Origin of the sequence: Bacillus xiamenensis (assembly GCF_000300535.1) — a bacterium.
In the GTDB taxonomy this organism is placed as follows: Bacteria; Bacillota; Bacilli; order Bacillales; family Bacillaceae; genus Bacillus; species Bacillus xiamenensis.
Map to the genome: position 1 here is coordinate 1 of NZ_AMSH01000041.1, position 23521 is coordinate 23521.

The window sequence follows — 23521 nt, forward strand, 5'->3', positions numbered from 1 at the left end:
TTTATTTGTCTCATCTGATGGGGTCAGTCCCGAGTGGATCGCTTTTTTATGCCGTTTCATTGTGATAAATGGAAAAGCTGATTATAATAAGGGTTAGTACAGTAACTGTTACACATCACATTGGAGGTTCAGCAACTATGTCTATGAATAAAGCTCTCACCATCGCAGGTTCGGATTCAAGCGGCGGTGCAGGTATCCAAGCAGATTTAAAAACGTTTCAAGAAAAAAACGTCTACGGGATGACAGCTTTAACCGTTGTCGTTGCCATGGATCCTCATCACAATTGGGATCATCAGGTGTTTCCAATCGATACGGCAACCATTCGTGCGCAGCTTTCTACCATTGTAGAAGGCATTGGTGTAGATGCGCTGAAAACAGGCATGCTGCCAACGGTTGACGTCATTGAACTTGCAGCTGAAACGATCAAAAAATATGATTTAAAAAATGTCGTCATTGATCCTGTCATGGTTTGTAAGGGTGCGAACGAAGTCCTGTACCCTGAGCACGCTGAAGCACTGCGCGAAATGCTCGCCCCACTGGCAACCGTCATCACACCGAACCTTTTCGAAGCAGGTCAATTAAGTGGAATCGGTGAAATCAAAACGATTGAACAAATGGAAGAAGCAGCAAAACGAATCCATGAACTTGGTGCAAAGTATGTGGTCATCACTGGCGGCGGTAAGCTAAGCCAAGATAAAGCGATTGATTTGCTTTATGATGGACAAACCTTCGAACGCCTTGAATCTGATAAGATCGACACAGAGTACACACACGGCGCAGGCTGCACATTCTCAGCAGCAGTCACAGCTGAACTAGCGAACGGTTCAGACGTGAAAGAAGCCATTTATGCAGCAAAAGAATTCATCACAGCTGCCATCAAGGGCTCTTTCCAACTAAACGAATACATCGGACCGACGAAACATTCCGCACATCGTTTTGACAAATAAAACAGCAAAAACCGATTCGCCTTGTTGGGTGAATCGGTTTTTTTTGTTTATCGAAAGCTTAGTCGCTGTGCAAATAACCAATCTGTTAAGCCTGGCGTTTCATATGCAGGCGTCCATGATGCATGATCATATCCATACTTGCTGGCATACTCCGTGTAAAGCGGATGACCACCAGCTTTTTGAATGGCTTGGATTGTGTTTCTTGCATAACTGACAGGTATAATGGAATCATCTTCTGCATGAAATGCCCATATTGGCTTGTGCGCTAGAATTCCAGCCTTGCTTGGATCTGCACCTCCAGCAATCGGAATCATCGCTGCAAACAAACGAGGATATGTGATGTTCAACTGATACGAGCCAAATCCGCCCTGTGATAAACCAGTCGAATAAATCCTTTTTTGATCAATCCGATAAGAAGCTATCACGTGCTGAAGAACTTCATAAGCTTTGCGTAAATCTGGTGAGAATTGAAACACATTTGTCAGATCGATTTCATTTTGTGAATTTCTTGTTAATGCAAATCCTCCATCGACAGCATTTCGCGCCTGGGGTGCTAGTACGTACGAAGGATGTTTCCTTTGGACTTCAGGAGAAGCCCATAAAACTGCACCATCATTTGCAAGTAACTGCTTTTGATTATCTGTTCCTCTCTCCCCGCCTCCATGTAAGAACAGAACGAGAGGATAGGATTTACCCTGCTTACGGTCTTTCGGAATATACAGTCGATAAGGCATTCCTTCATATTCAAAAGATAAAAAAGATGAGGCAATGTCCTCTCGTGTGACAAAACGATAATTGTACGTAGACGTGGCAAGGTGTTTTTTATTTTTATAAACGCTTACCTTCAAAGTCGTATCGCTATCTATATGAATAGGCTTATTATATAACTGACTTTGTGTTGTCGGCTGGCTACCATCTGTTGTGTAATAAAGAGAAGCCTTTCGCACTGGAGAATGCAGAGTCACCTCTTGTGACCGATAATATTCACCAGACGTTACTGAGGCAGTAGGTTTAAAAAATGACGTGTGTTGAGTTCGGGCAGATGAAACGGAAGGATAGAGAAAACTCAATGAAAATAGGAAAATAATAAAGGTGATCAGATATTTCTTCGTTGTATGATTCATTTTATGGTCCTCCTGTATGTGCTCATACGAATTTTTATTTATTTTGTACGATATCAAAAGAAATGTCAACGCTTTCATTTATTTTCCTGAATCCTCAGACTAAAATAAAAAAGCATACTCGCTTACGAGTACACTCTTTTACGATACATCAATCCCTACTTTTGCTGATCGGATTCTTTCGCCATTTTTCGAATAAAGGCTTCAATGGATTCAACAAATAAGGCATATTCTTTCATTTGTTTATACGTATCTGACAGCTTCTCTTTTAATTCTTCCTGCTCTAGAGAAGGTTCACCGAGAATAGATTGGACTTGAATCAGCAATTCTTTATATTCTTCACGTTTATCTTCAACATGATCTGCCATTGTCTCCAAGCGTTTTCTAGTCGTCGGCTGCTGTTTTGAATTCAAGTAAACAACCCCTTTTTTGTCCTACCGCATTTGGATAAACGTCAGCCTCAGCTGTATATATTTTAAAATGATATCATAATTCAACCTGTTATCATATATGTAAAACGTCATCAAACCGCTCCCCGTCACCTGAGTGAGCCCTTGATTTAACACTCTATAGGTTCTAAGATTCAGGCTGATCTCACTAGAAAAAAGCAGATCAATGACCTGCTTTTGTTTGTAAATGCCACGTCTTCAGTTTAAGCTTCGTTTCATTTCTGCCACTTATCGAGATTGATTTATTTCCCGGGGAAGGAAAGTAACGTGAGGTAAATACTTCCCGGCCTCCGTTTACAAAAATCTCAATGGATGATGCATCAATAAAGATATGCAGATCCCGTAATTCCTTCATTTCTACTTCACGAACTTCCTTTGTTCGATCTTCAAATCGATCTCTCTCTAACGTCAGTTTCCCCTCATCTTTATCATAAATGATACGGGCAGCTGCACGAATACAGCATTCAAATCCTTTTTGTGTTTCAATCTGATCAATCAATATCTCGGCTCTCGTAATATCTTGTACAGGAATGGAATGAACGGAGCGCTTAATGTGAAAAACATGTTCTTGTTCATTTGTCCGCATGGATTGCAGTTCACTTACTGGCTTTTGAATTAGACGTCCCTCATCATCTAAACGAAGCTCTCTTGGAATCGTCAAACAATGGATCCATTGATAAGAGATTGTCGGATGATGCTCTTCTCCTTGATCGGGCACACCCATCCATCCCATTAAAATACGCCTGCCTGATTCATCTTGAAAGGTCTGCTGCGCATAAAAGTCAAAGCCGCGATCCAGCTCCTCAAACGCTCCATGTGTATATTGGTAGGAGCTATCATCTAATGTACCAACAAAATAACCAGATTGATGTGTATTGTGGTATTTTAATCCATCAGGCTCCACTCCCTGTGGTGACACGATCAATACATCCCGGCCGTCTAATTCAAACAAATCTGGGCATTCCCACATATATCCGAAATTGCCTAATCCGTTCTTTCCACTGCCTGCAATAATGCCCTGAAACGTCCAATTGTCTAATGTATCAGCTGTGAATAATACAAGATGTCCTTTAAGGTCTTCGCTTTGTGCACCCAGGACCATATACCACTGACCATTTCTCTTCCACACCTTCGGGTCACGAAAATGTGCGGTAAATCCTTCTGGCAAAGTCGCCACGACACCCTTTTTGTGAAAATGAATCCCATCCTCTGAAACAGCTAAACATTGATAGGTCTCACGATTCCCTTGCTCATCACGCACATTTCCGGTATACATCACATACATACGTCCATCATCAATGACTGCACTTCCAGAATAACAGCCATTTTGATCAAACCAATCACTTGGCGTGAGAGCAGCTTCTTCATGCTTCCAATTCACTAGATCGGTAGATGTGTAGTGACCCCAAAATTTTGCACCGTGACCTGTTTTAAATGGCTGCCACTGATAAAACACATGGTAGACTCCCTTCCACTGAATCAATCCATTCGGGTCATTTAAAAGACCGACTGGCGGCATCAAATGAAAATGCTGGCGGTACACGTCTTTTTTCACCAAATGCTCATAGTTTCGAATACGGTCTGCTACCTTTTGACGAAGTGCTGCGTCAGTAGTTGTCATGACTGTGACCACTCCTTGATCATTTTTCGACTTCTTTTACTTTAAAGATGATGGTAAGAATAAATGAAACAGCAACAGCTATTAACATACCAATAACATAATTTACCACATTTTGTAAACCTAATGGAGCTGCAATCGCAATCATCGGAATACCCGTTAAGCCATAAGCGTTGGCTGCGACTTTCGTAAAGACGACAAACGCTCCACCTAATGCGCCTCCAATCATTGCCGCAATAAACGGCTTACGATAACGAAGGTTCACACCGAATATGACTGGCTCCGTAATACCTAAGAAAGCAGAAAATGCCGCTGGGAGAGCAATTTCTTTCGTTTTCGCACGCTTTGCTAAGAAAAAGACAGCTAATCCTGCCCCGCCTTGAGCAACGTTGGACATTGCCCAAATCGGTAGCAAATAGTTACGTCCGATATCATTCAGCAGTCCTGCCTCAATGGCATGGAAGCTGTGGTGAACCCCTGTCAGTACAATTAACGAGTAGGTTCCTCCGAAAATGAGTCCTGCTAAAAATCCTGCATGATCATAAACATATGTGAGGGCATTCGAGATTCCAGTACCGAGTATTCTTCCTAGCGGTCCCACAGCAATAAACGTCACAAATCCAGTCACAATCACCGTCACAAACGGAGTCACCAGTAAATCAATACTGTTTGGCACTACTTTTCTCAAATTCTTTTCAATCAGACACATGATATACACAGTCAACAACACTGGAATGACTGTTCCTTGATAACCAAGAAGCGCAATATCAAAATTGAATAAATGCATATATTCTGGTTTCGCCTCTGTCAGTCCCCATGGGTTCAGCAGGTTCGGGTGAATCATGATTCCCCCAATGACAGCCCCTAAATATGGGTTTCCACCAAACTCTTTCGCTGCACTGACCCCAATTAAAATCGGTAATATGATAAAGGCAGCACTTGAAAACATATCAAGCATTTGGAAGATCGCAGAGCTTGGATCAGCCCAGTTGAAGGCTTTCATCATGCCTAAAAGACCCATTAATAGACCGCTTGCAACAATTGCCGGAATGATCGGCACAAAAATATTCGATAGCGTCTTAGCAAAACGTGCAAGTGGATTCATTTTTTGTTTCACTGCTTCATCATGGCTGACAGGCTTTTGATTCTCGTCGTCTGTCTCAAGACCGGTCTCACGAGCAAATGGCTCATATACCTTGTTGACAGATCCAGTTCCAAATATAATCTGGAATTGACCCGAGCTTGAGAAGGCACCCTTCACACCATCAAGCTCTTCAATGGCCTCTTTGTCGATCAAATCCTCATCTTTCATCACCAATCTGAGTCGTGTGGCACAATGCGTTGCACTGATGATATTTTCTTTTCCACCTAATAATGTTGTTAATTCTTTGGCTGTTTTTTGATAATCCATGTTGTCTCCCCCTTTTTAAAATCAAAAAAGACCTAAAATTCACCAACGATCAAAGGACATACACGTCCCCTCGTTACGCAAATTTTAGGTCTTGCCTGCCTGACAGTCACAATCCCACGATATTGAATTTTGATTACGCTTTCATCATAGTATAAGAGTACGACCTTCGTCAACCTATTTTTCCGAATCAAATGACCCATATACACTAAGAAGAGTAGTGTGCATAAAAAAAAGCCTGCGGACAGGCACAACCATTAAACCAATTCGGCATCCTGCAGACGCTGGACATGCAGCGTGATGTAGCCGATCTCCGATTCAGGGAGATGAAGTCCATATTCATTTTTCAGAAAATCAGCAAGTCCAAGCGCACACTGGTAAGCTGAATCATACTTTGTTTGGATAAACATCAGCATATCATCGTCCATGATTTGAAATGCTTCATTCGATTCCAACCTGCCTAACGCATACCTCAAATGTGTCACAAGCCGCTGATAAGAAATACTGTCTTCAGCAATCGAGCGCTCAAAATCGCGCTCAATATACTCGATCATTTCTTTGATCATCGTTGTGTATTTAACCGTCTTCTTCATGGACTCCGTATTCATTTTGGCCGTATGAATATGAAGAGCCACATATCCTGCCTCATCGTCCGGCAGGTCAACCCCAAGCCGCTCCTTTACATAACGAATCGCATACTTTCCAATCTCATATTCCTGCTTATATAAGACTTTGATCTCACCAAGCAATTTATTATATAAGACAATGCCTTTTTGAACGCGTTCAATGGCAAAGGATAAATGATCTGTCAGTGATATGTGGATATGATCACTGAGCGGCATCATGAGTTCACCCTCTGCATAACTGATAATATGCTCTGCCACCTCAATATGCGCTTCTGGCAATGTCGCAAGAATTTGCTTAAATTTCTCATTTTCTTCACGCACAACAAAAATTTTCTCTATTTTTTGAACGGGAACGACGTCATTTTTCCCCTTCTGAAATGCAATTCCGGGTCCCATCACAATTTTCTCCTGATCACCCTCCTTTACAACCACTGCATTATTATTCAAGATTTTATATATCTTCAAGGGGTATCCTCTCCCACCAGATAACGTTTCTTATGTGGGATTTTACCCTGTTTCAACTTTTCTGTAAAGGTAAGAGCGGACCAGCACGCGCCTCTCTCGTTGTCTTTTCATAAAGCATCATCAGACTTTCCTGAAACTTCCGCTCGATCCTGCGCTTCTTCTTGTTTTCCTCTGCCAGTTTCTCTTGCTGTCTCCCTCTCACCGTTTGAAAGAATCCCACATCCACAGCGGCTACTTTACATCCTTGCTGCTTCATCATGACACCAGGATTCACAAGCACATTCATCATGAAACCAAACCATACACTGAACCAGTTCTTCCATTTCTTCACTGAACATTCCCTCCACTTTTCTTAGAATCTAGCAGCTCTAGCAAAATAACTGCTCCTATCATATCCCGAGAAAAGAGAGAGGTTTGTCACAATCTGGGTGAAAAAACGAACTAGTTTTCAGAAGTTTTGTTGAAAAGTGCAGAAGATCATCATGTTCCAATGAAAATATTATGCACACACTATCCCAAAGATAAACACATCTTATCAACAGGGTTTATCCACATATCAACACCCTCTCACTAGATTTTGTGTATGTGATTTTTTTATATTCCATATATATATCCGAATAATCAAGTTATCAACAGATCATTGTGTATAAGTGAGACTTTATAAACAAAATAGTTCTTTATGACTATGTAAAATAAGACCATTTTAGTAAAGGGATTGGGTTCATCATATTGAATACTTAATAACGGGCAGTGAATCTTTCCTATTTATCCACAAAAAGAAAGGCTATCTCCCTAAATACACAGCTAGAAAGGGGAAAATTAATTGAAAAAAGTAATCTCTCGTTCTTCTGTTCTATTGTTCTCCACTATTTTTACCTTATCCACATTCTTTTCAGGTCAACAGGCTGCTGCCGCTCCATCAAACAAACAGGTGGAACTGGAAAAAGCAGAAATCTTCGGCGAAATCAATGTCAACTCTAGAAAACAAACCACTGTCATTGTTGAATTAAAAGAAAAATCCTTAGTTGAAGCCAAACAAGAAGGCGAAGCACAAACGAAAGCCTCTCTTAAAAAATCTCGAACAAAAGTTAAGAATGCAGCACTCAAAAAGCTAGATAAAGCGAGTGTTCGTCAAGAATATGAAAAAGTCTTCTCTGGTTTTTCGATGAAACTTCCTGCAAACGAAATTCCGAAGCTGCTCGCAGTGGATGGAGTGAAAGCCGTTTACCCGGATGTTACATATAAAACAGATGAAGTGAAAAAGGAAAGCGTCCAGCTTCCAAATGAAGATGTCTCTCCACTGATGGATAAAAGCGCTCCATTTATCGGTGCACCAAAAGCTTGGGATGCCGGTTACTCTGGAAAAGGGGTAAAAGTCGCTGTCATTGATACTGGAGTAGACTATACCCACCCTGATTTAAAAGGAAACTTCGGTTTATACAAAGGCTATGACTTTGTCGATCATGATTATTCTCCACAAGAAACACCTAAAGGAGATCCTAGAGGCGAATCTACAGATCACGGCACACACGTTGCAGGAACGATTGCAGCAAACGGGAAAATGAAAGGTGTCGCAAAAGATGCCACCCTCCTTGCATACCGTGTACTTGGACCAGGCGGATCAGGAACAACTGAAAACGTCCTTGCAGGCATCGACCGGGCTGTCACTGACGGAGCAGATGTCATGAACCTGTCTCTTGGAAACAGTGTGAATAACCCTGATTATGCAACAAGCATTGCACTTGATTGGGCTATGTCTGAAGGCGTTGTCGCTGTTACATCAAATGGAAACAGCGGGCCGAACAGCTGGACGGTTGGCTCTCCTGGAACATCAAGAGATGCTATTTCTGTCGGAGCAACTCAGCTTCCGTACAGTCTATACAATGTAAAATTCCCGAACTATTCAACGGCAAAAATCATGGGCTACTATCAAGAAAGTGATTTAAAGGCACTTGATCAAAAGCAAGTCACACTTGTCCCAGCAGGAATCGGTGACGAAAAAGCATTTGAAAACATCGATGTCAAAGGAAAGGTTGCGGTGATTGAACGTGGAGCCATCGCCTTTGTGGATAAAGTGGACAATGCAAAAGCCGCTGGTGCGATCGGCGTTGTGATGTATAACAATGTAGATGGAGAAATTCCTGTGGATGTACCAGGTCTTGCTCTACCTACGATTAAGCTTTCAAAAGCGGAAGGAACAGCGCTTGTTAAAGCCATTGAGGCTGGAAACAATACAACGACGTTCTCCATTCAATTTGTGAAAGAACTAAGTGAGCAGGTAGCCGACTTCTCATCCCGTGGACCTGTTGTGGATACTTGGATGATCAAACCAGATCTCTCAGCACCTGGCGTGAGTATTGTCAGTACAATTCCGACACACGATCCTTCTCAGCCATACGGATATGGTTCTAAGCAAGGAACAAGCATGGCATCTCCACATGTGGCAGGAGTGGCAGCGATTATCAAACAAGCAAAACCATCGTATTCTACGGAACAAATCAAAGCATTGATGATGAATACAGCGGAAAAACTGTTTGACCCAAATGGCAGCCCGTTCCCTCATAACACTCAGGGAACAGGCAGTGTTCGAATCATCGAATCACTCCAAGCGTCTTCTATCGTTTCTGATGCCAGCTATTCGTACGGCACTTTCTTAAAAGAAAAAGGCGTTCAAATCAAAACGAAGACATTCAAGGTACAAAACCTTTCAAAAGCACCGAAAACCTATACCATTGATTACACATTCGATGGCACCGGCATCAGCACAAACGGAACGAAAAAAATCACAGTCAAAGGCAATTCCACTGGCTCCTTTACTTCCGCGGTACAAGTGAATTATGGAAAAACGAAAAAAGGAACGTATCAAGGCAGTATCACAATTCGGGAAAATGGCAGAAAGGTCACTGAAATCCAAACATTGTTGATTGTAAAAGAACCGGATTATCCGCGCGTTACTTCTGTTTCAGTAGAGCCGGATAATCGTGCTGGAAGCTATGTGATTAGCAGCTATCTTCCAGGCGGTGCTGAAAACCTTGCATTCCTCGTCTACTCGACAGATGGAGAATATTTAGGTGAAGCAGGTGTTTATCAACATGTTGATAAAGGAGAGCAGCGCTTGAAATGGAATGGCACGATCAATCAAGGTCAAAAGCTAGCAGCTGGTGAGTATACAATGCTTGCGTATGCGAGCCTGAAAGGCAAATCAGATACGGTTCAAACGAGAGAACCGTTTGACATTTATCCTGAATAAACAAGAATCACATAAAAAGCCTTGTATGAGCACATCAGCTCAACAAGGCTTTTCTATCATATATGGAGGAAAGAGTTATTCATGTTGATATTGCTATGGACCGTTTCTTTTTTGACTGCTTTTTTTCTGACGATCACCTTGGTTTACTTTTTTACCTTTTTACTCGCAAAACAGCCTCGTCCTTTTCAAAAAGCATGTGAGCTGACTGTCTATGTCACCTGTATATATCCGCTTAGCTTGGCGATGACAGCTGCCTTTATTCTCATCATGATACTCCTCTACCCCTTTTACTGGCTGCGCGGACGGTAAATATACATACGTTACGCTTGAAAAGCTTCCTTTAATAAACGATACGAAGCCAAACGGTCTTCTATATCATGTGTGATGGTCACAGCGATCACTTCATCTGTACGATAAGCCTTTGCAAGTGCTGTCAGCTGCTGTTTCACAGAGGATGGGGTTCCAACGACCATCCTCTTTCGATTGGCTGCTACTCGTTTTTGTTCATATGGACTGTAGGGATATGCCTGCGCTTCTTCATATGAAGGGAATCCGCCAAGATTCTGACCTTGCTCATTGGCTAATAATGATAAATCTAAGCTGATAGCCAGTTTTTCTGCATGCTCCTCAGTTTCTGCACATAAAACGAAGACCGCAAGACTGACGCGCGGCTGATCACCAAATACTGAAGGTTCAAATCGGTTGATATACTGCCTCATAGAGTCTTCTCCGCCTTCACCATTAATAAACAGAGCAAACGTATAGCCTGCACCTGCTTTTGCGGCAAGCCGAGCACTTCCTCCAGAGGAACCAAGCATCCATACCTCTGGTGCGGTTTCTACCTTCGGAGAAGCGGTCAGATGAGGCAACGGATAAAATTCATCGGCTAAATCATGTAAATAAACTTTCAATTCTTCTACCTGCTCAGGATATTGATCACCAAGGCGCTTGCGTTCACCATGATGAAGGGCAATGGAGGAGATTGGCATGCCTCCAGGGGCACGTCCAATACCAAGATCAATTCTGCCCGGAGCCAATGCTTCGAGCACTCTGAAGTTCTCTGCTACTTTATAGGCACTGTAGTGGGGAAGCATGACGCCGCCAGAGCCAATACGTATATGTGACGTAACGGCTGATAAATGGCCGAGAAGCACCTCTGGACTCGATCCTGCGAGCCGGTTTGAAAAATGATGCTCAGATACCCAAAATCGGTGATAGCCCCATGTTTCCGCCTGCTTCGCCAGCTCAACTGTCTGCCTCAGCGCCTCTGCAGGCGTCGCATCTCCAATCAAAGGAGATTGATCCAGTATACTTAATTTCATGATGTTGCACCTCTTACAGAAATCCCCCTCTCTCATCGAAAGGGGGAAGTTCTATTTATTTTCGATTAAAACCCTTCTCTTTCACAAAATCTCCGAGGTAGATACGTTTTGGCTGGCTGAAGCCTCGAAGCATCTGCTCAGACCAAGTATCTTTTCTTTCGCCGTTTGTTCGTTCTTCATAATATGCTGAAATGCGTTCATCATACTCTTTTAAATAACGATCCATATGTGCTTCATCTTGCTGATATGAGTTTTCATGATAAATCAGCTCAGCTGGCAGTCGTTCCTTTTGTGACGATGGATTGGCAGGATGCCCGACAGCCAAACCAAATAATGGCAGTACGTAGGCAGGTGTTTCAAGTAATTCAGACACTTCCTTCAGCTGATTACGCAGTCCGCCAATATAGCAGATGCCAAGTCCCATTGATTCTGCGGCAACACTGAGATTTTGCGCAGCCAACGCCGCATCAATCACACTGATGAGGAAGGCTTCCGTATTCTCAAATGCTTCCTGATGGTTCTTCCCTGCTTTTTGCGCAAGATAATCGTGGCGTTTCAAATCTGCACAGAAGACAAAGAAATGCCCATTCTTCTCAACGTATGGCTGATTTCCGGCAAGTTTAGCAAGCTTGGCCTTCTTCTCCTGATCTGTTACACCAATGATGCTATACGCCTGCACATAGCTGGATGTGGATGCCGCTTGTGCACTTTTGACAAGTGTCAGCACCTCGTCCTTTGTCAGACGCTCGTCTGTAAACGAACGGATGGACCGATGATTTAATATGGTTTCTATCGTTTGATTCACTTCGAAGACCTCCTTCACTCCTACTATCATAAGACAAAGTGATATTGCTTTTCAAAAGTTAGACACGCACAAAAAAGAGCAGTCTCTGCTTAGACTGCCCTTTACCCGCTTTACTTAAATAAATAACTTTGATATTTCGTTAATTGAACACTTGCGTTATATACGATACCAAACCCAATTAAAACAGATACGACAGAGCTTCCTCCAAAACTGATAAACAGGAGCGGAATCCCTGTTACAGGCATGACGCCGATGTTCATCCCAATGTTCTGGAACGTATGAATCACAATCAGTGCTGTATATCCTACACAGAAGAATGACGCAAATCGGCTATAAGGATGGATACGATCAATCAGCACGACAAGCCGGTAAATCAGGAAGAAGAACATGATCACAACAAACGCACAGCCGACAAAGCCAAAGGCTTCTCCTATAATAGAGAAAATCATATCTGTCTGTGCCTCTGGGACATATACTTTCAAGTTTTTAATGCCGTTCCCAAAGATTTGTCCAGACCCAATAGCCATAATGGCTCTATCAACCTGAAACTTGTCACTACTTGTAGCATCTTGTGTCTGCGCTTGGTTATCTGAAGTAGAACTATCAGGCAGCCAAGCGGTAATCCGGTTGATCTGATACTGCTGAATCCCCATTTTTTGTGCGAAATCAGGAAATAGGATGATGACGGCTAACACAGCAGCCACTAAGAGTACAACCACTGAACCGAGGAGAGAGATCAATTTCCAATTGACCCCTGATAAAAATACCATGACGATGACAATAAACATACATACCGCAGCCGTCCCTGCATCCTGCAAAAAGATGAGCCCAACTGGTACAGCAGACACCCCAGCGATTTTTAAAAGAAGAAAAATATCATCTTCTAATGTCCGTTTACCTCTTGGGGTTGCCTTCCCAATGACAGATGCGAGCATCATAATCAATCCAATTTTCATGAACTCTGAAGGCTGAAGTGTTCCAATACCCGGTAACACAAACCAGCTTTTTGCACCATTTTTAATTGGTGCAAAATCATGACCTGCAATTTGTGCAGGAGCGATTTTCAGAAAGATTAATAGCATAATGCCGCCTATAAAAATATATAAGCTCAGCTTTTCTAATTGTTCAAGGTCAAAGTAATTAATAGCCACAATACATATGACCCCGACCATGTAGTAAATGATCTGTCTGGTCCATGCGTTAGAACCATACTGTCCAAACTGACCCGCAGCATATATGGCAATAACACTGATGGCAAAGAAGGCTAAAAATATAAAAATCAAATCTCCCTGATAGTAAGGAGATGTATTCTGCTTGTTCATGAACTAACCACCCTTATTACAAAACATAAAAGCCCTTATTTATATTAGATTGAAATTTTCACAAAAGCAACTCACCTTAAATATGACGGAAGATACATCCTAAAGGTTCCATTCAATTTTCAAAAAGTGAAATACTTTTCATTCTAACAATAGGAAAAAATTCCTTTTCACTCTATTAATTCAGCCGATCACAAGTCCTTTAAAAAGATTATTTTACAGATTTTAAGGGGAAAATTCAATGACTTATGTGGCGATATGAAAAGCTAACATCATACCAGCATAAGTTTTACTGAGGTATAAGAAAAAACCATTTTCTACGGAATAAGGCCCATTTTCCAATTATTGAGTTTACAACAATGTCAATTGTGGTATAATAATTGTAACAAAATGTTCACAATATCTCCTAAAAACAGACACAATTGCATCCTGACCTCTCATTTGACTTGAACATCAACTTACAAAGGAGTTGGATACGATGGATATGTTCTTTGCGTACCTATGTATTGCAACGGCTACACCCCTGTTTTTATGGTTAGAAAACAGAAAGATTGCATTAGCTTCTATTCCACCAATTATGATTATGTGGATTTTCTTCGGTCTTTATATGACAAGTAGCTTATCTCCAACAGGACATACCTTCATGATCGCATTCTTTGCCATTAACGTCATTTTGGCTCACATTGCAGCGTTCCTCATCTATGGACTTCCATTCATTCGCAAAAGATTCAGCAGCAGATAGTTATCACACCACCAATTGGAAGCGTTATCACAACCATCATAAAAACCACTCATCTTTGATGATGAGTGGTTTTTTATTAATGACCTGAATGCTCAGACTGCTTTGGCGCAGACGGTGAATATCCGTCTTTGCTGTTTTCCCCGTGGCTGTAGTGAGCCGCGAAGATCCAAACAGATCCGATGACGAAAATAATCGCACAGAATAGGCCAAACAATGTATTTCCGACTTGAACAGTCCCGTTCTCGCTCTCTGTCATGTGCATGAACATGAACAGCTGCAAGAATGCTTGAATGAATGCAAAACCAAAGATGATCCATAGCTTTGCGGTACTGCCAATTTCAGCTCCAATGGCAATCCAAAATGCTAAGATCGTTAGCACAATAGATAGAACGAAGCCGACTACATGTTTCCAAGGGAAGTGTTCGTGCTCTGCTGAGGAATGTGTTTTTCCAGCCATATCACAAAAGCCCCCCTAATCCGATCAAGTAAACAGCTGTGAAGATGAAAATCCATACAACATCAAGGAAATGCCAGTATAGACTTGAGATAAAGATCTTCGCTGCTGTTTGTGGTGTTAAACCACGTTTCTTAATTTGGAACAAGATCCCAGTAATCCAGAAGATACCGATGGATACGTGTAGTCCGTGTGTTCCTAAAAGAACAAAGAATGCAGACCAATACGCACTTGTATGGATGCTGGCACCCTCATGTACATAATGGAAGAATTCGAAAATCTCAAAACCAACAAAGCCTGCACCTAGAAGCAGTGTCAGAATCGTCCAGATGACAACCCCTTTTGTACTTCCGCGGCGCATTTCATGAACCGCAATCCCGCACGTAAATGAACTAACTAATAGCAGGAATGTCATGATCAATACTAGCTTCATATCAAACAGCTCAGCTGGTAAAACGCCGCCAGCTGTTCTGCCATGAAGAACAAAGTAGGTCGCAAAAAGTGTTGAGAATAACACGATTTCCGCGCCAAGGAATATCCAGAAACCAAGGATATTTAAACGTCCGGTTTCAGACTGATATTCAAGCGGTGCATTTGCATAGCTGCTATCATTATGTCCCATTACTTCTGCGCCTCCTTATTCTTTTTCTCTGTTTCAATCACTTCTTCAACAGGAATATAGTAGCCATCGTCATATTCGAATGAACGTAAAATCATTGTTGCGAATACACCGATTAAGCCAATTACGCCAATCCAGTACCATTCAAATACAAGACCGAATGCACCAAGTCCGAAGAATGCAGACATGATAAGTGGTCTGCCTGAATTGTGCGGCATGTGAATTTTCTTGAATTCTTTTTCAGGATGAACGTCTACATTGTTCTTCTTCCAATGATGGAATGCATCTGGTGCTGTCACTTCTGGAAGTGCTGCAAAGTTGTAATGCGGCGGAATTGCAGAAGATGTCGCCCAGTCAAGTGTACGTCCTTCTCCCCAGCTGTCTCCAGACACTTCACGTTTCGCGTGTCTCCAGCTGTAGTAAATGTTGTAGCAAAGGATGATGAATCCGATACCCATCATGAATGCACCAATTGTTGAAATAAAGTTTAGTGCCGTCCAGCCATCTTCTGGTCCATACGTATAAATACGTCTTGGCATTCCTTGCAGTCCTAAGAAGTACTGCGGGAAGAAACAGATGTTGAAACCAATCATGAATACCCAGAAGAACCATTTGCCGATGCGTTCGTTTAACTTGTAACCAAACATTTTCGGATACCAGAAAACAAGACCAGCAAAACAAGCAAATACCGTACCTGCGATTAATACATAGTGGAAGTGGGATACTAGGAAGTACGTGTTATGGTACTGGTAATCCGCAGCTGCCATCGCAAGCATAACCCCAGTCACACCACCGATCACAAAGTTCGGGATGAAACCAAGTGCCCAAAGCATTGGGGATGTAAAGCTGATACGGCCTCGATACATCGTAAAGAGCCAGTTAAAGATTTTTACACCTGTTGGTACAGAAATCGCCATTGTTGTAATCGAGAAGAATGAGTTAACCGCTGCACTGTTCCCCATTGTAAAGAAGTGGTGAACCCACACAATGAAGCTAAGAACAGAGATTGCCACAATCGATACAACCATCGCTTTGTAACCAAACAACTGCTTTCTTGAGAACGTCGCAAAGATTTCTGAGAAAATACCGAAAGCCGGCAGGATCACGATATATACCTCAGGATGTCCCCAAATCCAGAAAAGGTTCGCCCAAAGCATTGGCATACCGCCTGCTTCGAGTGTAAAGAATGCAGAACCGAATAAACGATCGAATGTCATAAGTGCTAAAGCAACTGTTAATACAGGGAATGCGAAAACGATGATGACAGACGTAATCAGTGTAGTCCATGTAAACATCGGCATACGCATAAGCGTCATACCTTTTGTACGCATTTTTAAGATGGTCACCATGAAGTTAATACCTGTCATAAGTGTACCAATACCTGCAATTTGGAGCCCGAGCAAGTAATAGTTCTGTCCAGGTCCTGGTGAGAAATCATTTCCGGCGAGCGGCATGTAACTCGTCCAGCCTGCACTTGGTGATCCTCCAATAACGAAGGAAATGTTGAACAGCATTGCTCCGACCATGAATGTCCAGAAGCTAAGGTTGTTCAAATACGGGAATGCAACGTCACGTGCACCAATTTGAAGAGGAACAACGACGTTGATCAAACCAATTAAAAATGGCATCGCCATGAATAGAATCATGATCGTACCATGCGTTGTAAAAATTTCATTATAGTGGTTGGAATTCAAAAACGTATTATTAGGAAGCGCCAGCTGTGCGCGCATCATCAGTCCGTCTACCCCACCGCGGAAGAACATAATCACAGCAGCAAGGATATACATGATCCCCAGCTTTTTATGATCAACTGATGTCAGCCATTCTTTCCAGAGCCATTTCCACTTTTTGAAGTAGGTTAAAACAAACACGATGGCAATGGAAGTAAGAGCGATAGAAATTTGCGCACCAAGAATTAATGGGTCTCCAGTTACAAAAAACTCATCCCATTTTAAATGCATAACGGCCTCCTCCTTTCCTTAGTCAGTTTATTCTGATTCTAGTTTTCTTTTATAGTTCTTCACATTCTCGAAAGGATCTGTCTTGGAATGCGGAGAAACTGCTTGATAACCTAAACGTTTGCGTGCTTGGAGTGCGTATTCAGCATCCTCTCCGTGCTTCGCAAAAGATAAATGTGTTGATGAGAAAGTCTGCACATCTGCAGCATCAGGAAGCATCAAGTAGTCATACGTTTTCTTCGTTAACTTTGGTGCTTCTTTTTTCGTTTTACTTACCCATTTATCATAGTCAGACTGCGTCATCGCATTGACTTTGAATTTTTGCTGAGCAAAGCCTTCACCTGTGAAGTTGGCGTTTCTTCCTTCGTATGTGCCTACTTCATCAGCTTGAAGATATTGTTCCATTTCCATTCCAGCCATCGCATACTTCTCCCCGCCTAGCTGAGGAATCCATAGTGATGCCATTGTATCAGCGGAAGTGATTTTGAATAAAATCGGCTGATCTTTTGGAATGTTTAAGTAGTTCACTGTTTCAATATTTTCCTCTGGATAACTAAAGATCCATTTCCAATCAACTGCTGTAGCATAAATAACCAGTGGATCTTTATGGCTTGTTGCTTGAGGCGCTTCTTCCAAAGAGTAAATTGTTTTTACAGTTGGAACCGAAAGGGCAGCAACGATTAATATTGGGATCACTGTCCAGATAACTTCTAGAAGCGTATTCCCGTGTAATTCCGGGTTATAAGAGGCGTTTCCAACGTCCTTACGCTCACGGTATTTCACCAAAATGATGGTAAACAGTACAAATACCGCACCAACGATAAAGAGCATGAATCCGATAGATAAAAGGATTAAGTCTTTTTGTTGTGCTGCGACTGGCCCTTTAGGATCTAAAACAGCGATATTGCTGCAACCTCCTAATACAAAAACACTCACGAGCATCGCTAATAAAAGCATAGGTTTAATGGCTCTGAACAAGAAGATCACCATCCTTCCTTAAATAATGTATAAATTGCTGAATAATTGTGAAAAGCCATCTGCCTTCGAAAACTTTTCTTCCCTTTGTAATGCTATCAAAATCTGTTAGAGTTAGCTTCCCTTTTTTCAAAAGTTCATTTATTTTTCAACAGATTTCTAATAAAATGTCATAAATTCGCCATAAATTTATATTATTGCAGACACAATAAATTTCTAGGAATTTGAAAAGTTGAGAGCGGAAGGCAAAGGACATACAATCAAGAACTTTGTCAAATTTAGGTTTACCACAATAAAAAAGTTTGGTCAAATTTCAATTTAACTTGATGAAATTTTATCTAGGTAAACAATTTCAAAATAGGTATCCCCACATTTAACAAAAACCTTTCTCATTTTAACGCAAGTTGACAAGAAAAGAAAGTATCGATCGTCCTCCTGTGCGCTGTAATGATTGGTAATGGTGATAAATGAGTGGAATCTCACTAAAGACTTCCAGCAAAAAAACCGGCTCATCGCCGGCTTTCTCATGATTCTTCTCTCACCAAGATGTCGGGACGTCTATAGATGACGCCATCATGTTCGATGTCAATGTATGTCCACTTGCCCGTATAGGTTAAGAAGCGATTTCCCTCTGTCTCTACGACCATCGTATCCTCAGATTTTAACCCCGGTAATGAAGGGTTCCAAGTGAATACTTGATGAAGCTGAATCTCTTCCTTCGATGATGGAACTGCAATGATCTCTCGAGATACAAAACCCGTTTTCCCGCCTTGATGAAGCTTTTTCCAGCTATCGGGGAAGCCTTCTTTTTCATACTGGGCAATTCCTGCCTTCAGTACATCTCCAATGGTGTTTCCAGGACGAGTAGCCGCATTCATGACTGTGTCAATCCGCGCAAGCCGTCCCCTGTTTTCTTCAAGCTCCTTTGGAAGCTGGCCAAAGTAAACGGATCTTGTGACATTTGCCACGAGTCCATGCCGTTCCGCACAAAGGACAACAAGCGCATGCTTTTGAATCGATTTTTCAGTTGGAATCGGGTGACGATATTGCTGTATCCGGTCATCTGTCGCCACGAGGAGCACTTCAATTGTCATACCTTGCGCGATCGCTCTTTGAGCAACAAGCGAGGCAATTTCGTGCTCTGTCTGGCCTGGGACGATTTCTTTACAGACACTCTCTACAATGACGGCTGTTTCATAACAAAGGGTTTCATATTGGCTGAGCTGTGATGAGGAAAGGATTGATCGAACAAGAGACAAATCTGGTTCAATCCATTCAACACCTTCCATTTGAATATCCGCTCCGATTCGTTTTTCTTTTGTGAGCTTTTGAACATAGGCAGTCTCATCCTCATACCAATCCATCGTCACCACTTGATAGGGGTGATCAAAATACGCCATTTCTTCTTCAATGATTCGTTTTTCTTCCATTTGATTCACAATCAATACGATGTCGTCTTTCAACACAAGCAGGTGGCAAACGCCCTCTGGCGTGTTTAACACGATGTGATTTCTTCTCCCTCCTGTGAGCCAGGAAAAGTTATTTCGCTTTTGAATCAGGACACCATCAAGCTGTTTTGTTTCCATTAAGCTTCTTACCTGTTCAATCATCTAATCACCTGCCTGTATGGAGTGTTCGAATGAAACGCTTAAATGCTGTTTTCCCTTGCCCGGTTCTTTTAAACACACCCGCCTGCGAAAGAATCTGAGAAAAAATCAGGCCGATTTCTTTTTGTAAAATCGCTTCTATGTTGTCCACTGTAAAGATATGCTCTTCAAGCAGACGCTCCGTCCATGACTCGTGCTTCATAATGGCAGGGCGGGCCTTGATTTGTTCAAGAGGGTTTTCAGAGAGCAGCACCGTTTTTAACTGGCTTAACTCCTCTGCTAATCTTCCAGGAAGGACGGCAAGACCCATGACTTCAATTAACCCGATATTCTCTTTTTTCATATGATGGACTTCTTTGTGCGGGTGGAAGATTCCGTCTGGATGACGTTCGTCTGTACGGTTATTCCTCAGCACTAGATCTAATTCATACTCATCCCCATGACGGCGTGCGATAGGTGTAATCGTATTGTGCGGAGTCTCTCCTGTATGAGCAATCAGATCCACAGCTTCATCTGAATACATTTTCCACTCATTTAAAATAAATTCCGCTGCGTTCGCAAGCATCTGCCGGTCGCTGCTTTGAAGCCGAATCACAGACATCGGCCATTTCACAATGCCCGCTTTCACATGTGAAAACCCTTCGAGAGAAAAAACATCTTCCATCTCTGCTTTCGCCATCGGAAATTCATGTGCACCGCCTTGAAAATGGTCATGACTTAATATACTGCCCCCGACGATGGGGAGATCGGCGTTTGATCCAATGAAATAGTGTGGATATATAGATATGAAGGAAAGCAGTCGTTCAAAGGTCTTTTTTGTGATGCTCATTGGCTCATGTTCACCCTTGAACACAATGCAATGCTCGTTGTAATACACATATGGTGAAAATTGCATAAACCATGATTCATCTGTGAGCGTGACAGGGATAATCCGGTGATTCTGCCTTGCTGGGTGGTTGATCCGTCCCCCAAACCCAACGTTTTCTTTACAAAGGAGACAAAGAGGATATTGCTTTTGACTGAGCTTCTTGGCTTCAGCGATCGCTTTTGGGTCTTTTTCCGGTTTCGATAGATTAATCGTGATCTCCAGTACACCATCGTCTGTAGGTGTAAACCACTGCACATTTTTGGCGATTCTGCCTGTATGAATATAGTGTGCATGCTGCTGCATCTCATAGAACCAGTTTGTGGCGGCCTTTGGCCCTTCATGCTGGCGTTTCTCTTCAAACTTCCCATAGATGACACTTGGAGGCGCCACTAGACAGCCCATGATTTTGGCATCTAGTAAATCACGATACGTATCCGTCCCTTCTGGAATGAGACCTGTTTCCACTGCCCAATCAAGCATTGGCATTAAGATGTCTTCAAGGTCCATTCCGCCTGAGACCTTCCTTGCCTCCGCTTCATCGAGCTCAAGCACTTCAAGCAGTCGATTCCTCGTATAATCGATATCTAGTGGTGATATAAGCTCTTTATCGATCCCGTATTGAATCAGCTGTTCCAGCCTTTCAAAAATATCAGTCGCCATTCCCTCGGTCTCCTCTCTTGCCTACCTGTTATGCTTTACTCACTTTGGTAGCCTTCTGGATGTTTCTGAAACCAATCCCATGCGCTTTGAATGATGGTGTGAAGATCTGCATATTGAGGCTTCCATCCCAATTCTTGCAGCGCCTTTTCTGAAGAAGCTATCAGCTTTGCAGGATCTCCTGCGCGTCTTTTTGCTATCTGTGCTGGAATGGCATGACCCGTTACTTCTCTTGCGGCTTCCACTACCTGCTTCACAGAGAAGCCAGTGCCATTCCCTAAGTTGTAAGTTGCACTTCCTTTTCCTTCACGCAGACGATCAACCGCTAAGATGTGTGCCTCCACTAAATCCATGACATGAATGTAATCTCTAATGCACGTGCCGTCCTCTGTCTCATAATCATCGCCGTAAATCATGATCTGATCACGTTTTCCTAAAGCCACTTGAAGAATAATCGGGATCAGATGCGTTTCTGGCTGATGATCTTCACCGACAAGGCCTTCTGTATGAGCACCCGCTACATTAAAGTAACGAAGCACAACGTACTCTATGCCATATGCTTGCTCAGACCACTTCAGCATTTTTTCAATCGCCAGCTTCGTTTCTCCATAAGGGTTTGTTGGATTCGTCTCATCCGTTTCAACGATCGGCACACGCTTTGGTTCACCATATGTAGCAGCAGTTGAAGAGAAGACGATGCGTTTCACACCAAATTCATTCATCACCTGAAGCAAAGCAGTGGCCCCTCCGACGTTGTTGTCATAGTACTTTAACGGATCGGTCACACTCTCACCAACAAGTGAATCTGCTGCAAAGTGCATCACCGCTTCAATTTGATGCGTTTGAAAAACCCGTCTTAGAAAAGCTTGATCTCTTAAATCACCCTCCTCTAATACAGCTCCCTCAATAACCGCTTCTTTATGTCCTGTCTGCAGATTATCAACAATCACCACTTGTTCTCCTCTAGCTAAAAGAGCCGCCACTGCATGACTGCCAATAAAACCTGCTCCTCCACAAACTAAAATTGTCATTAAATTTCCTCCTTTTATAATTCTCTGGCGCCGCCTCCAATTCCAGCTGTGTAAAAAGAGGCTTGAATTCCTGTTTTTTCTTCGTACATCGCACCTGTTTCTTCTATAAATGAGTCCACCAGCTCTTCTTTCACAATGCTGACTGTGCAGCCCCCAAAGCCAGCACCTGTCATACGGGAACCAATCGTCCCTGGATGGTGCCAGGCGGCTTCTGCCAGTGCATCTAGTTCGAGTCCAGTCACTTCATAATCAATCTTTAAAGAAAGGTGAGAAGCCTTCATGAGAACGCCTAGTTCTTTCATTTTATCATCTTTTAGAAATTTTACTGCTTTCATGGTCCTCTCGTTTTCCGTCACTGCATGTGTTGCACGTTTGCGGCACGTTTCATCTTGAATCAAATGGGCATACTTGGCGAATTCATCCGACGTGAGCTCACATAAATGCGCAATGTCTATTTCTTTCCTAAGGTCGTTTAAAGCAGATTGACACTCAAAACGGCGTTCATTGTATTTGGAGTCTGCCAGTGTCCGCTTTTTGTTTGTATTGGCAATGACGAGCGCTAGCCCCTCTTGCCGAAATGGGCTGTATTCAAAGGAAAGGGTGTCACAATTAAGTAAAATGGCGTGACCTTCTTTTCCAAGGCTAATCGAAAACTGATCCATGATACCGCAATTGACGCCAATGAATTCATTTTCTGCACGCTGCGCAAGAAGGGCGAGATCGACATGTGAAACGCCGAATGACAACCATTCATTGATCAAGACAGCTGTAACGAGCTCAATGGAGGCAGAGGATGACAACCCTGCACCGTTTGGAATATTACCGCCGTACACAATATCAAAGCCTTCTTTTATATCCATGCCTGCTTCAATAAACTGATTGAACACTCCCTTTGGATAGTTCGCCCAGCCGTCCGATTCTGCGTAAGCGATTTCAAAAAGATTGAACTCTTTCACACCTTCTTCTTTAAAGTTCAAGGAGTACATTCTGACGCGGCCATCTGTCCGTTTTGCTCCCGCCGCATACGTGCCAAGAGTGAGAGCGCAAGGGAAGACATGGCCTCCATTGTAATCTGTATGTTCACCGATCAGGTTCACCCTGCCTGGGGCGAAAAAATACCGAAGTTCTTCTTGATCTCCAAATTGCTGGTGAAAGGCCGCTCGTAACGTGTCGATCATATCCATTCCCCTTTTCTCTTCTGATAATCTTATTTTAGTTGCCCAGGCAGCGGAAATTCAATGGTAAAAAAACCGTTTAAAAATACCCTTTTTTTGCTGTGA

The 23521-nt window shown here is 42.5% G+C and carries 21 protein-coding genes; 4 read left to right on the forward strand and 17 right to left on the reverse strand.

What is annotated here, in order from left to right:
* Window positions 1-137: 137 nt before the first annotated feature.
* Window positions 138-947: a bifunctional hydroxymethylpyrimidine kinase/phosphomethylpyrimidine kinase gene (locus tag BA1_RS12705; protein WP_008359592.1), complete on the forward strand. Its 810-nt coding sequence runs from the start codon at window positions 138-140 to the stop codon at window positions 945-947.
* 47 nt (window positions 948-994) lie between these two features.
* On the opposite strand, the gene BA1_RS12710 is transcribed toward BA1_RS12705, so the two are convergent.
* The 6 genes from BA1_RS12710 to BA1_RS12735 all read right to left on the reverse strand — a co-directional run bounded on the left by BA1_RS12710 (window position 995) and on the right by BA1_RS12735 (window position 6965).
* Window positions 995-2071, reverse strand: a complete 1077-nt coding sequence (locus BA1_RS12710; RefSeq protein ID WP_008359594.1) for a chitobiase/beta-hexosaminidase C-terminal domain-containing protein — start codon at window positions 2069-2071, stop codon at window positions 995-997.
* Between the two features lie 155 nt (window positions 2072-2226).
* Window positions 2227-2481, reverse strand: coding sequence for a hypothetical protein (locus BA1_RS12715; protein ID WP_008359596.1), 255 nt, complete (start codon window positions 2479-2481; stop codon window positions 2227-2229).
* 199 nt (window positions 2482-2680) lie between these two features.
* Window positions 2681-4138 (reverse strand): glycoside hydrolase family 32 protein, encoded by a 1458-nt coding sequence (locus tag BA1_RS12720; RefSeq protein ID WP_008359598.1) that lies wholly within the window; start codon window positions 4136-4138, stop codon window positions 2681-2683.
* 19 nt (window positions 4139-4157) lie between these two features.
* The gene (locus BA1_RS12725; RefSeq protein WP_008359600.1) at window positions 4158-5546 is read right to left on the reverse strand and encodes a sucrose-specific PTS transporter subunit IIBC; all 1389 of its coding nucleotides are present in this window, start codon (window positions 5544-5546) and stop codon (window positions 4158-4160) included.
* A gap of 254 nt (window positions 5547-5800) precedes the next feature.
* Window positions 5801-6634 (reverse strand): PRD domain-containing protein, encoded by an 834-nt coding sequence (locus BA1_RS12730; RefSeq protein ID WP_008359601.1) that lies wholly within the window; start codon window positions 6632-6634, stop codon window positions 5801-5803.
* Window positions 6635-6686: 52 nt separating this feature from the next.
* A complete protein-coding gene (locus BA1_RS12735; protein WP_008359603.1) occupies window positions 6687-6965 on the reverse strand; it encodes a hypothetical protein in 279 nt (92 codons plus the stop codon).
* Between the two features lie 492 nt (window positions 6966-7457).
* Between BA1_RS12735 and BA1_RS12740 the strand changes: the two genes are divergently transcribed.
* Together BA1_RS12740 and BA1_RS12745 are read left to right on the forward strand one after the other, a co-directional pair.
* Window positions 7458-9884, forward strand: a complete 2427-nt coding sequence (locus tag BA1_RS12740) for a S8 family peptidase (RefSeq protein ID WP_008359605.1) — start codon at window positions 7458-7460, stop codon at window positions 9882-9884.
* 81 nt (window positions 9885-9965) lie between these two features.
* Complete coding sequence (locus tag BA1_RS12745) at window positions 9966-10193, forward strand: hypothetical protein (protein ID WP_008359606.1); 228 nt, start codon at window positions 9966-9968, stop codon at window positions 10191-10193.
* A gap of 11 nt (window positions 10194-10204) precedes the next feature.
* On the opposite strand, the gene BA1_RS12750 is transcribed toward BA1_RS12745, so the two are convergent.
* The 3 genes from BA1_RS12750 to BA1_RS12760 all read right to left on the reverse strand — a co-directional run bounded on the left by BA1_RS12750 (window position 10205) and on the right by BA1_RS12760 (window position 13333).
* Complete coding sequence (locus BA1_RS12750) at window positions 10205-11206, reverse strand: LLM class flavin-dependent oxidoreductase (protein ID WP_008359608.1); 1002 nt, start codon at window positions 11204-11206, stop codon at window positions 10205-10207.
* 55 nt (window positions 11207-11261) lie between these two features.
* Window positions 11262-12011 carry an oxygen-insensitive NADPH nitroreductase gene (gene nfsA / locus BA1_RS12755; RefSeq protein WP_008359609.1) on the reverse strand — a complete coding sequence of 250 codons (750 nt, stop codon included), beginning with the start codon at window positions 12009-12011 and terminating at the stop codon, window positions 11262-11264.
* A gap of 110 nt (window positions 12012-12121) precedes the next feature.
* Window positions 12122-13333: an FtsW/RodA/SpoVE family cell cycle protein gene (locus tag BA1_RS12760; RefSeq protein ID WP_008359611.1), complete on the reverse strand. Its 1212-nt coding sequence runs from the start codon at window positions 13331-13333 to the stop codon at window positions 12122-12124.
* Between the two features lie 475 nt (window positions 13334-13808).
* On the opposite strand from BA1_RS12760, the gene BA1_RS12765 reads away from it, so the two are divergent.
* Window positions 13809-14072, forward strand: a complete 264-nt coding sequence (locus BA1_RS12765) for a spore morphogenesis/germination protein YwcE (protein ID WP_008359613.1) — start codon at window positions 13809-13811, stop codon at window positions 14070-14072.
* Between the two features lie 76 nt (window positions 14073-14148).
* Here the strand turns inward: BA1_RS12765 and qoxD are convergent, their stop codons facing one another.
* The 8 genes from qoxD to BA1_RS12805 form a co-directional block, all read right to left on the reverse strand.
* Window positions 14149-14529, reverse strand: a complete 381-nt coding sequence (gene qoxD / locus BA1_RS12770) for a cytochrome aa3 quinol oxidase subunit IV (protein ID WP_008359615.1) — start codon at window positions 14527-14529, stop codon at window positions 14149-14151.
* A 1-nt stretch (window position 14530) separates the two neighbouring features.
* Window positions 14531-15148 carry a cytochrome aa3 quinol oxidase subunit III gene (qoxC, locus tag BA1_RS12775; RefSeq protein WP_008359616.1) on the reverse strand — a complete coding sequence of 206 codons (618 nt, stop codon included), beginning with the start codon at window positions 15146-15148 and terminating at the stop codon, window positions 14531-14533.
* The gene (gene qoxB, locus BA1_RS12780; RefSeq protein WP_008359617.1) at window positions 15148-17106 is read right to left on the reverse strand and encodes a cytochrome aa3 quinol oxidase subunit I; all 1959 of its coding nucleotides are present in this window, start codon (window positions 17104-17106) and stop codon (window positions 15148-15150) included. The genes qoxC and qoxB overlap by 1 nt, the downstream gene beginning before the upstream one ends.
* A gap of 27 nt (window positions 17107-17133) precedes the next feature.
* Entirely contained in the window at window positions 17134-18090 is a 957-nt protein-coding gene (gene qoxA, locus BA1_RS12785) for a cytochrome aa3 quinol oxidase subunit II (protein ID WP_145939431.1), read from the reverse strand.
* Between the two features lie 512 nt (window positions 18091-18602).
* Window positions 18603-19688 carry a M24 family metallopeptidase gene (locus BA1_RS12790; protein WP_008359621.1) on the reverse strand — a complete coding sequence of 362 codons (1086 nt, stop codon included), beginning with the start codon at window positions 19686-19688 and terminating at the stop codon, window positions 18603-18605.
* A gap of 4 nt (window positions 19689-19692) precedes the next feature.
* Entirely contained in the window at window positions 19693-21213 is a 1521-nt protein-coding gene (gene galT, locus BA1_RS12795) for a UDP-glucose--hexose-1-phosphate uridylyltransferase (protein WP_008359623.1), read from the reverse strand.
* 35 nt (window positions 21214-21248) lie between these two features.
* On the reverse strand, window positions 21249-22241 hold the full coding sequence (gene galE / locus BA1_RS12800) for a UDP-glucose 4-epimerase GalE (protein ID WP_008359625.1): 993 nt from the start codon (window positions 22239-22241) through the stop codon (window positions 21249-21251).
* Window positions 22242-22255: 14 nt separating this feature from the next.
* Window positions 22256-23419, reverse strand: coding sequence for a galactokinase (locus tag BA1_RS12805; RefSeq protein ID WP_034739375.1), 1164 nt, complete (start codon window positions 23417-23419; stop codon window positions 22256-22258).
* Window positions 23420-23521: the final 102 nt, after the last annotated feature.

Coding starts and splice junctions, on each gene's coding strand:
- BA1_RS12705 (WP_008359592.1), top strand. CDS start 138: ATGTCTATGAATAAAGCTCTCACCATCGCAGGTTCGGATTCAAGCGGC.
- BA1_RS12710 (WP_008359594.1), bottom strand. CDS start 2,071: ATGAATCATACAACGAAGAAATATCTGATCACCTTTATTATTTTCCTA.
- BA1_RS12720 (WP_008359598.1), bottom strand. CDS start 4,138: ATGACAACTACTGACGCAGCACTTCGTCAAAAGGTAGCAGACCGTATT.
- BA1_RS12725 (WP_008359600.1), bottom strand. CDS start 5,546: ATGGATTATCAAAAAACAGCCAAAGAATTAACAACATTATTAGGTGGA.
- BA1_RS12745 (WP_008359606.1), top strand. CDS start 9,966: ATGTTGATATTGCTATGGACCGTTTCTTTTTTGACTGCTTTTTTTCTG.
- BA1_RS12750 (WP_008359608.1), bottom strand. CDS start 11,206: ATGAAATTAAGTATACTGGATCAATCTCCTTTGATTGGAGATGCGACG.
- BA1_RS12760 (WP_008359611.1), bottom strand. CDS start 13,333: ATGAACAAGCAGAATACATCTCCTTACTATCAGGGAGATTTGATTTTT.
- BA1_RS12765 (WP_008359613.1), top strand. CDS start 13,809: ATGGATATGTTCTTTGCGTACCTATGTATTGCAACGGCTACACCCCTG.
- qoxD (WP_008359615.1), bottom strand. CDS start 14,529: ATGGCTGGAAAAACACATTCCTCAGCAGAGCACGAACACTTCCCTTGG.
- qoxC (WP_008359616.1), bottom strand. CDS start 15,148: ATGGGACATAATGATAGCAGCTATGCAAATGCACCGCTTGAATATCAG.
- qoxB (WP_008359617.1), bottom strand. CDS start 17,106: ATGCATTTAAAATGGGATGAGTTTTTTGTAACTGGAGACCCATTAATT.
- BA1_RS12790 (WP_008359621.1), bottom strand. CDS start 19,688: ATGATTGAACAGGTAAGAAGCTTAATGGAAACAAAACAGCTTGATGGT.
- galT (WP_008359623.1), bottom strand. CDS start 21,213: ATGGCGACTGATATTTTTGAAAGGCTGGAACAGCTGATTCAATACGGG.
- galE (WP_008359625.1), bottom strand. CDS start 22,241: ATGACAATTTTAGTTTGTGGAGGAGCAGGTTTTATTGGCAGTCATGCA.
- BA1_RS12805 (WP_034739375.1), bottom strand. CDS start 23,419: ATGATCGACACGTTACGAGCGGCCTTTCACCAGCAATTTGGAGATCAA.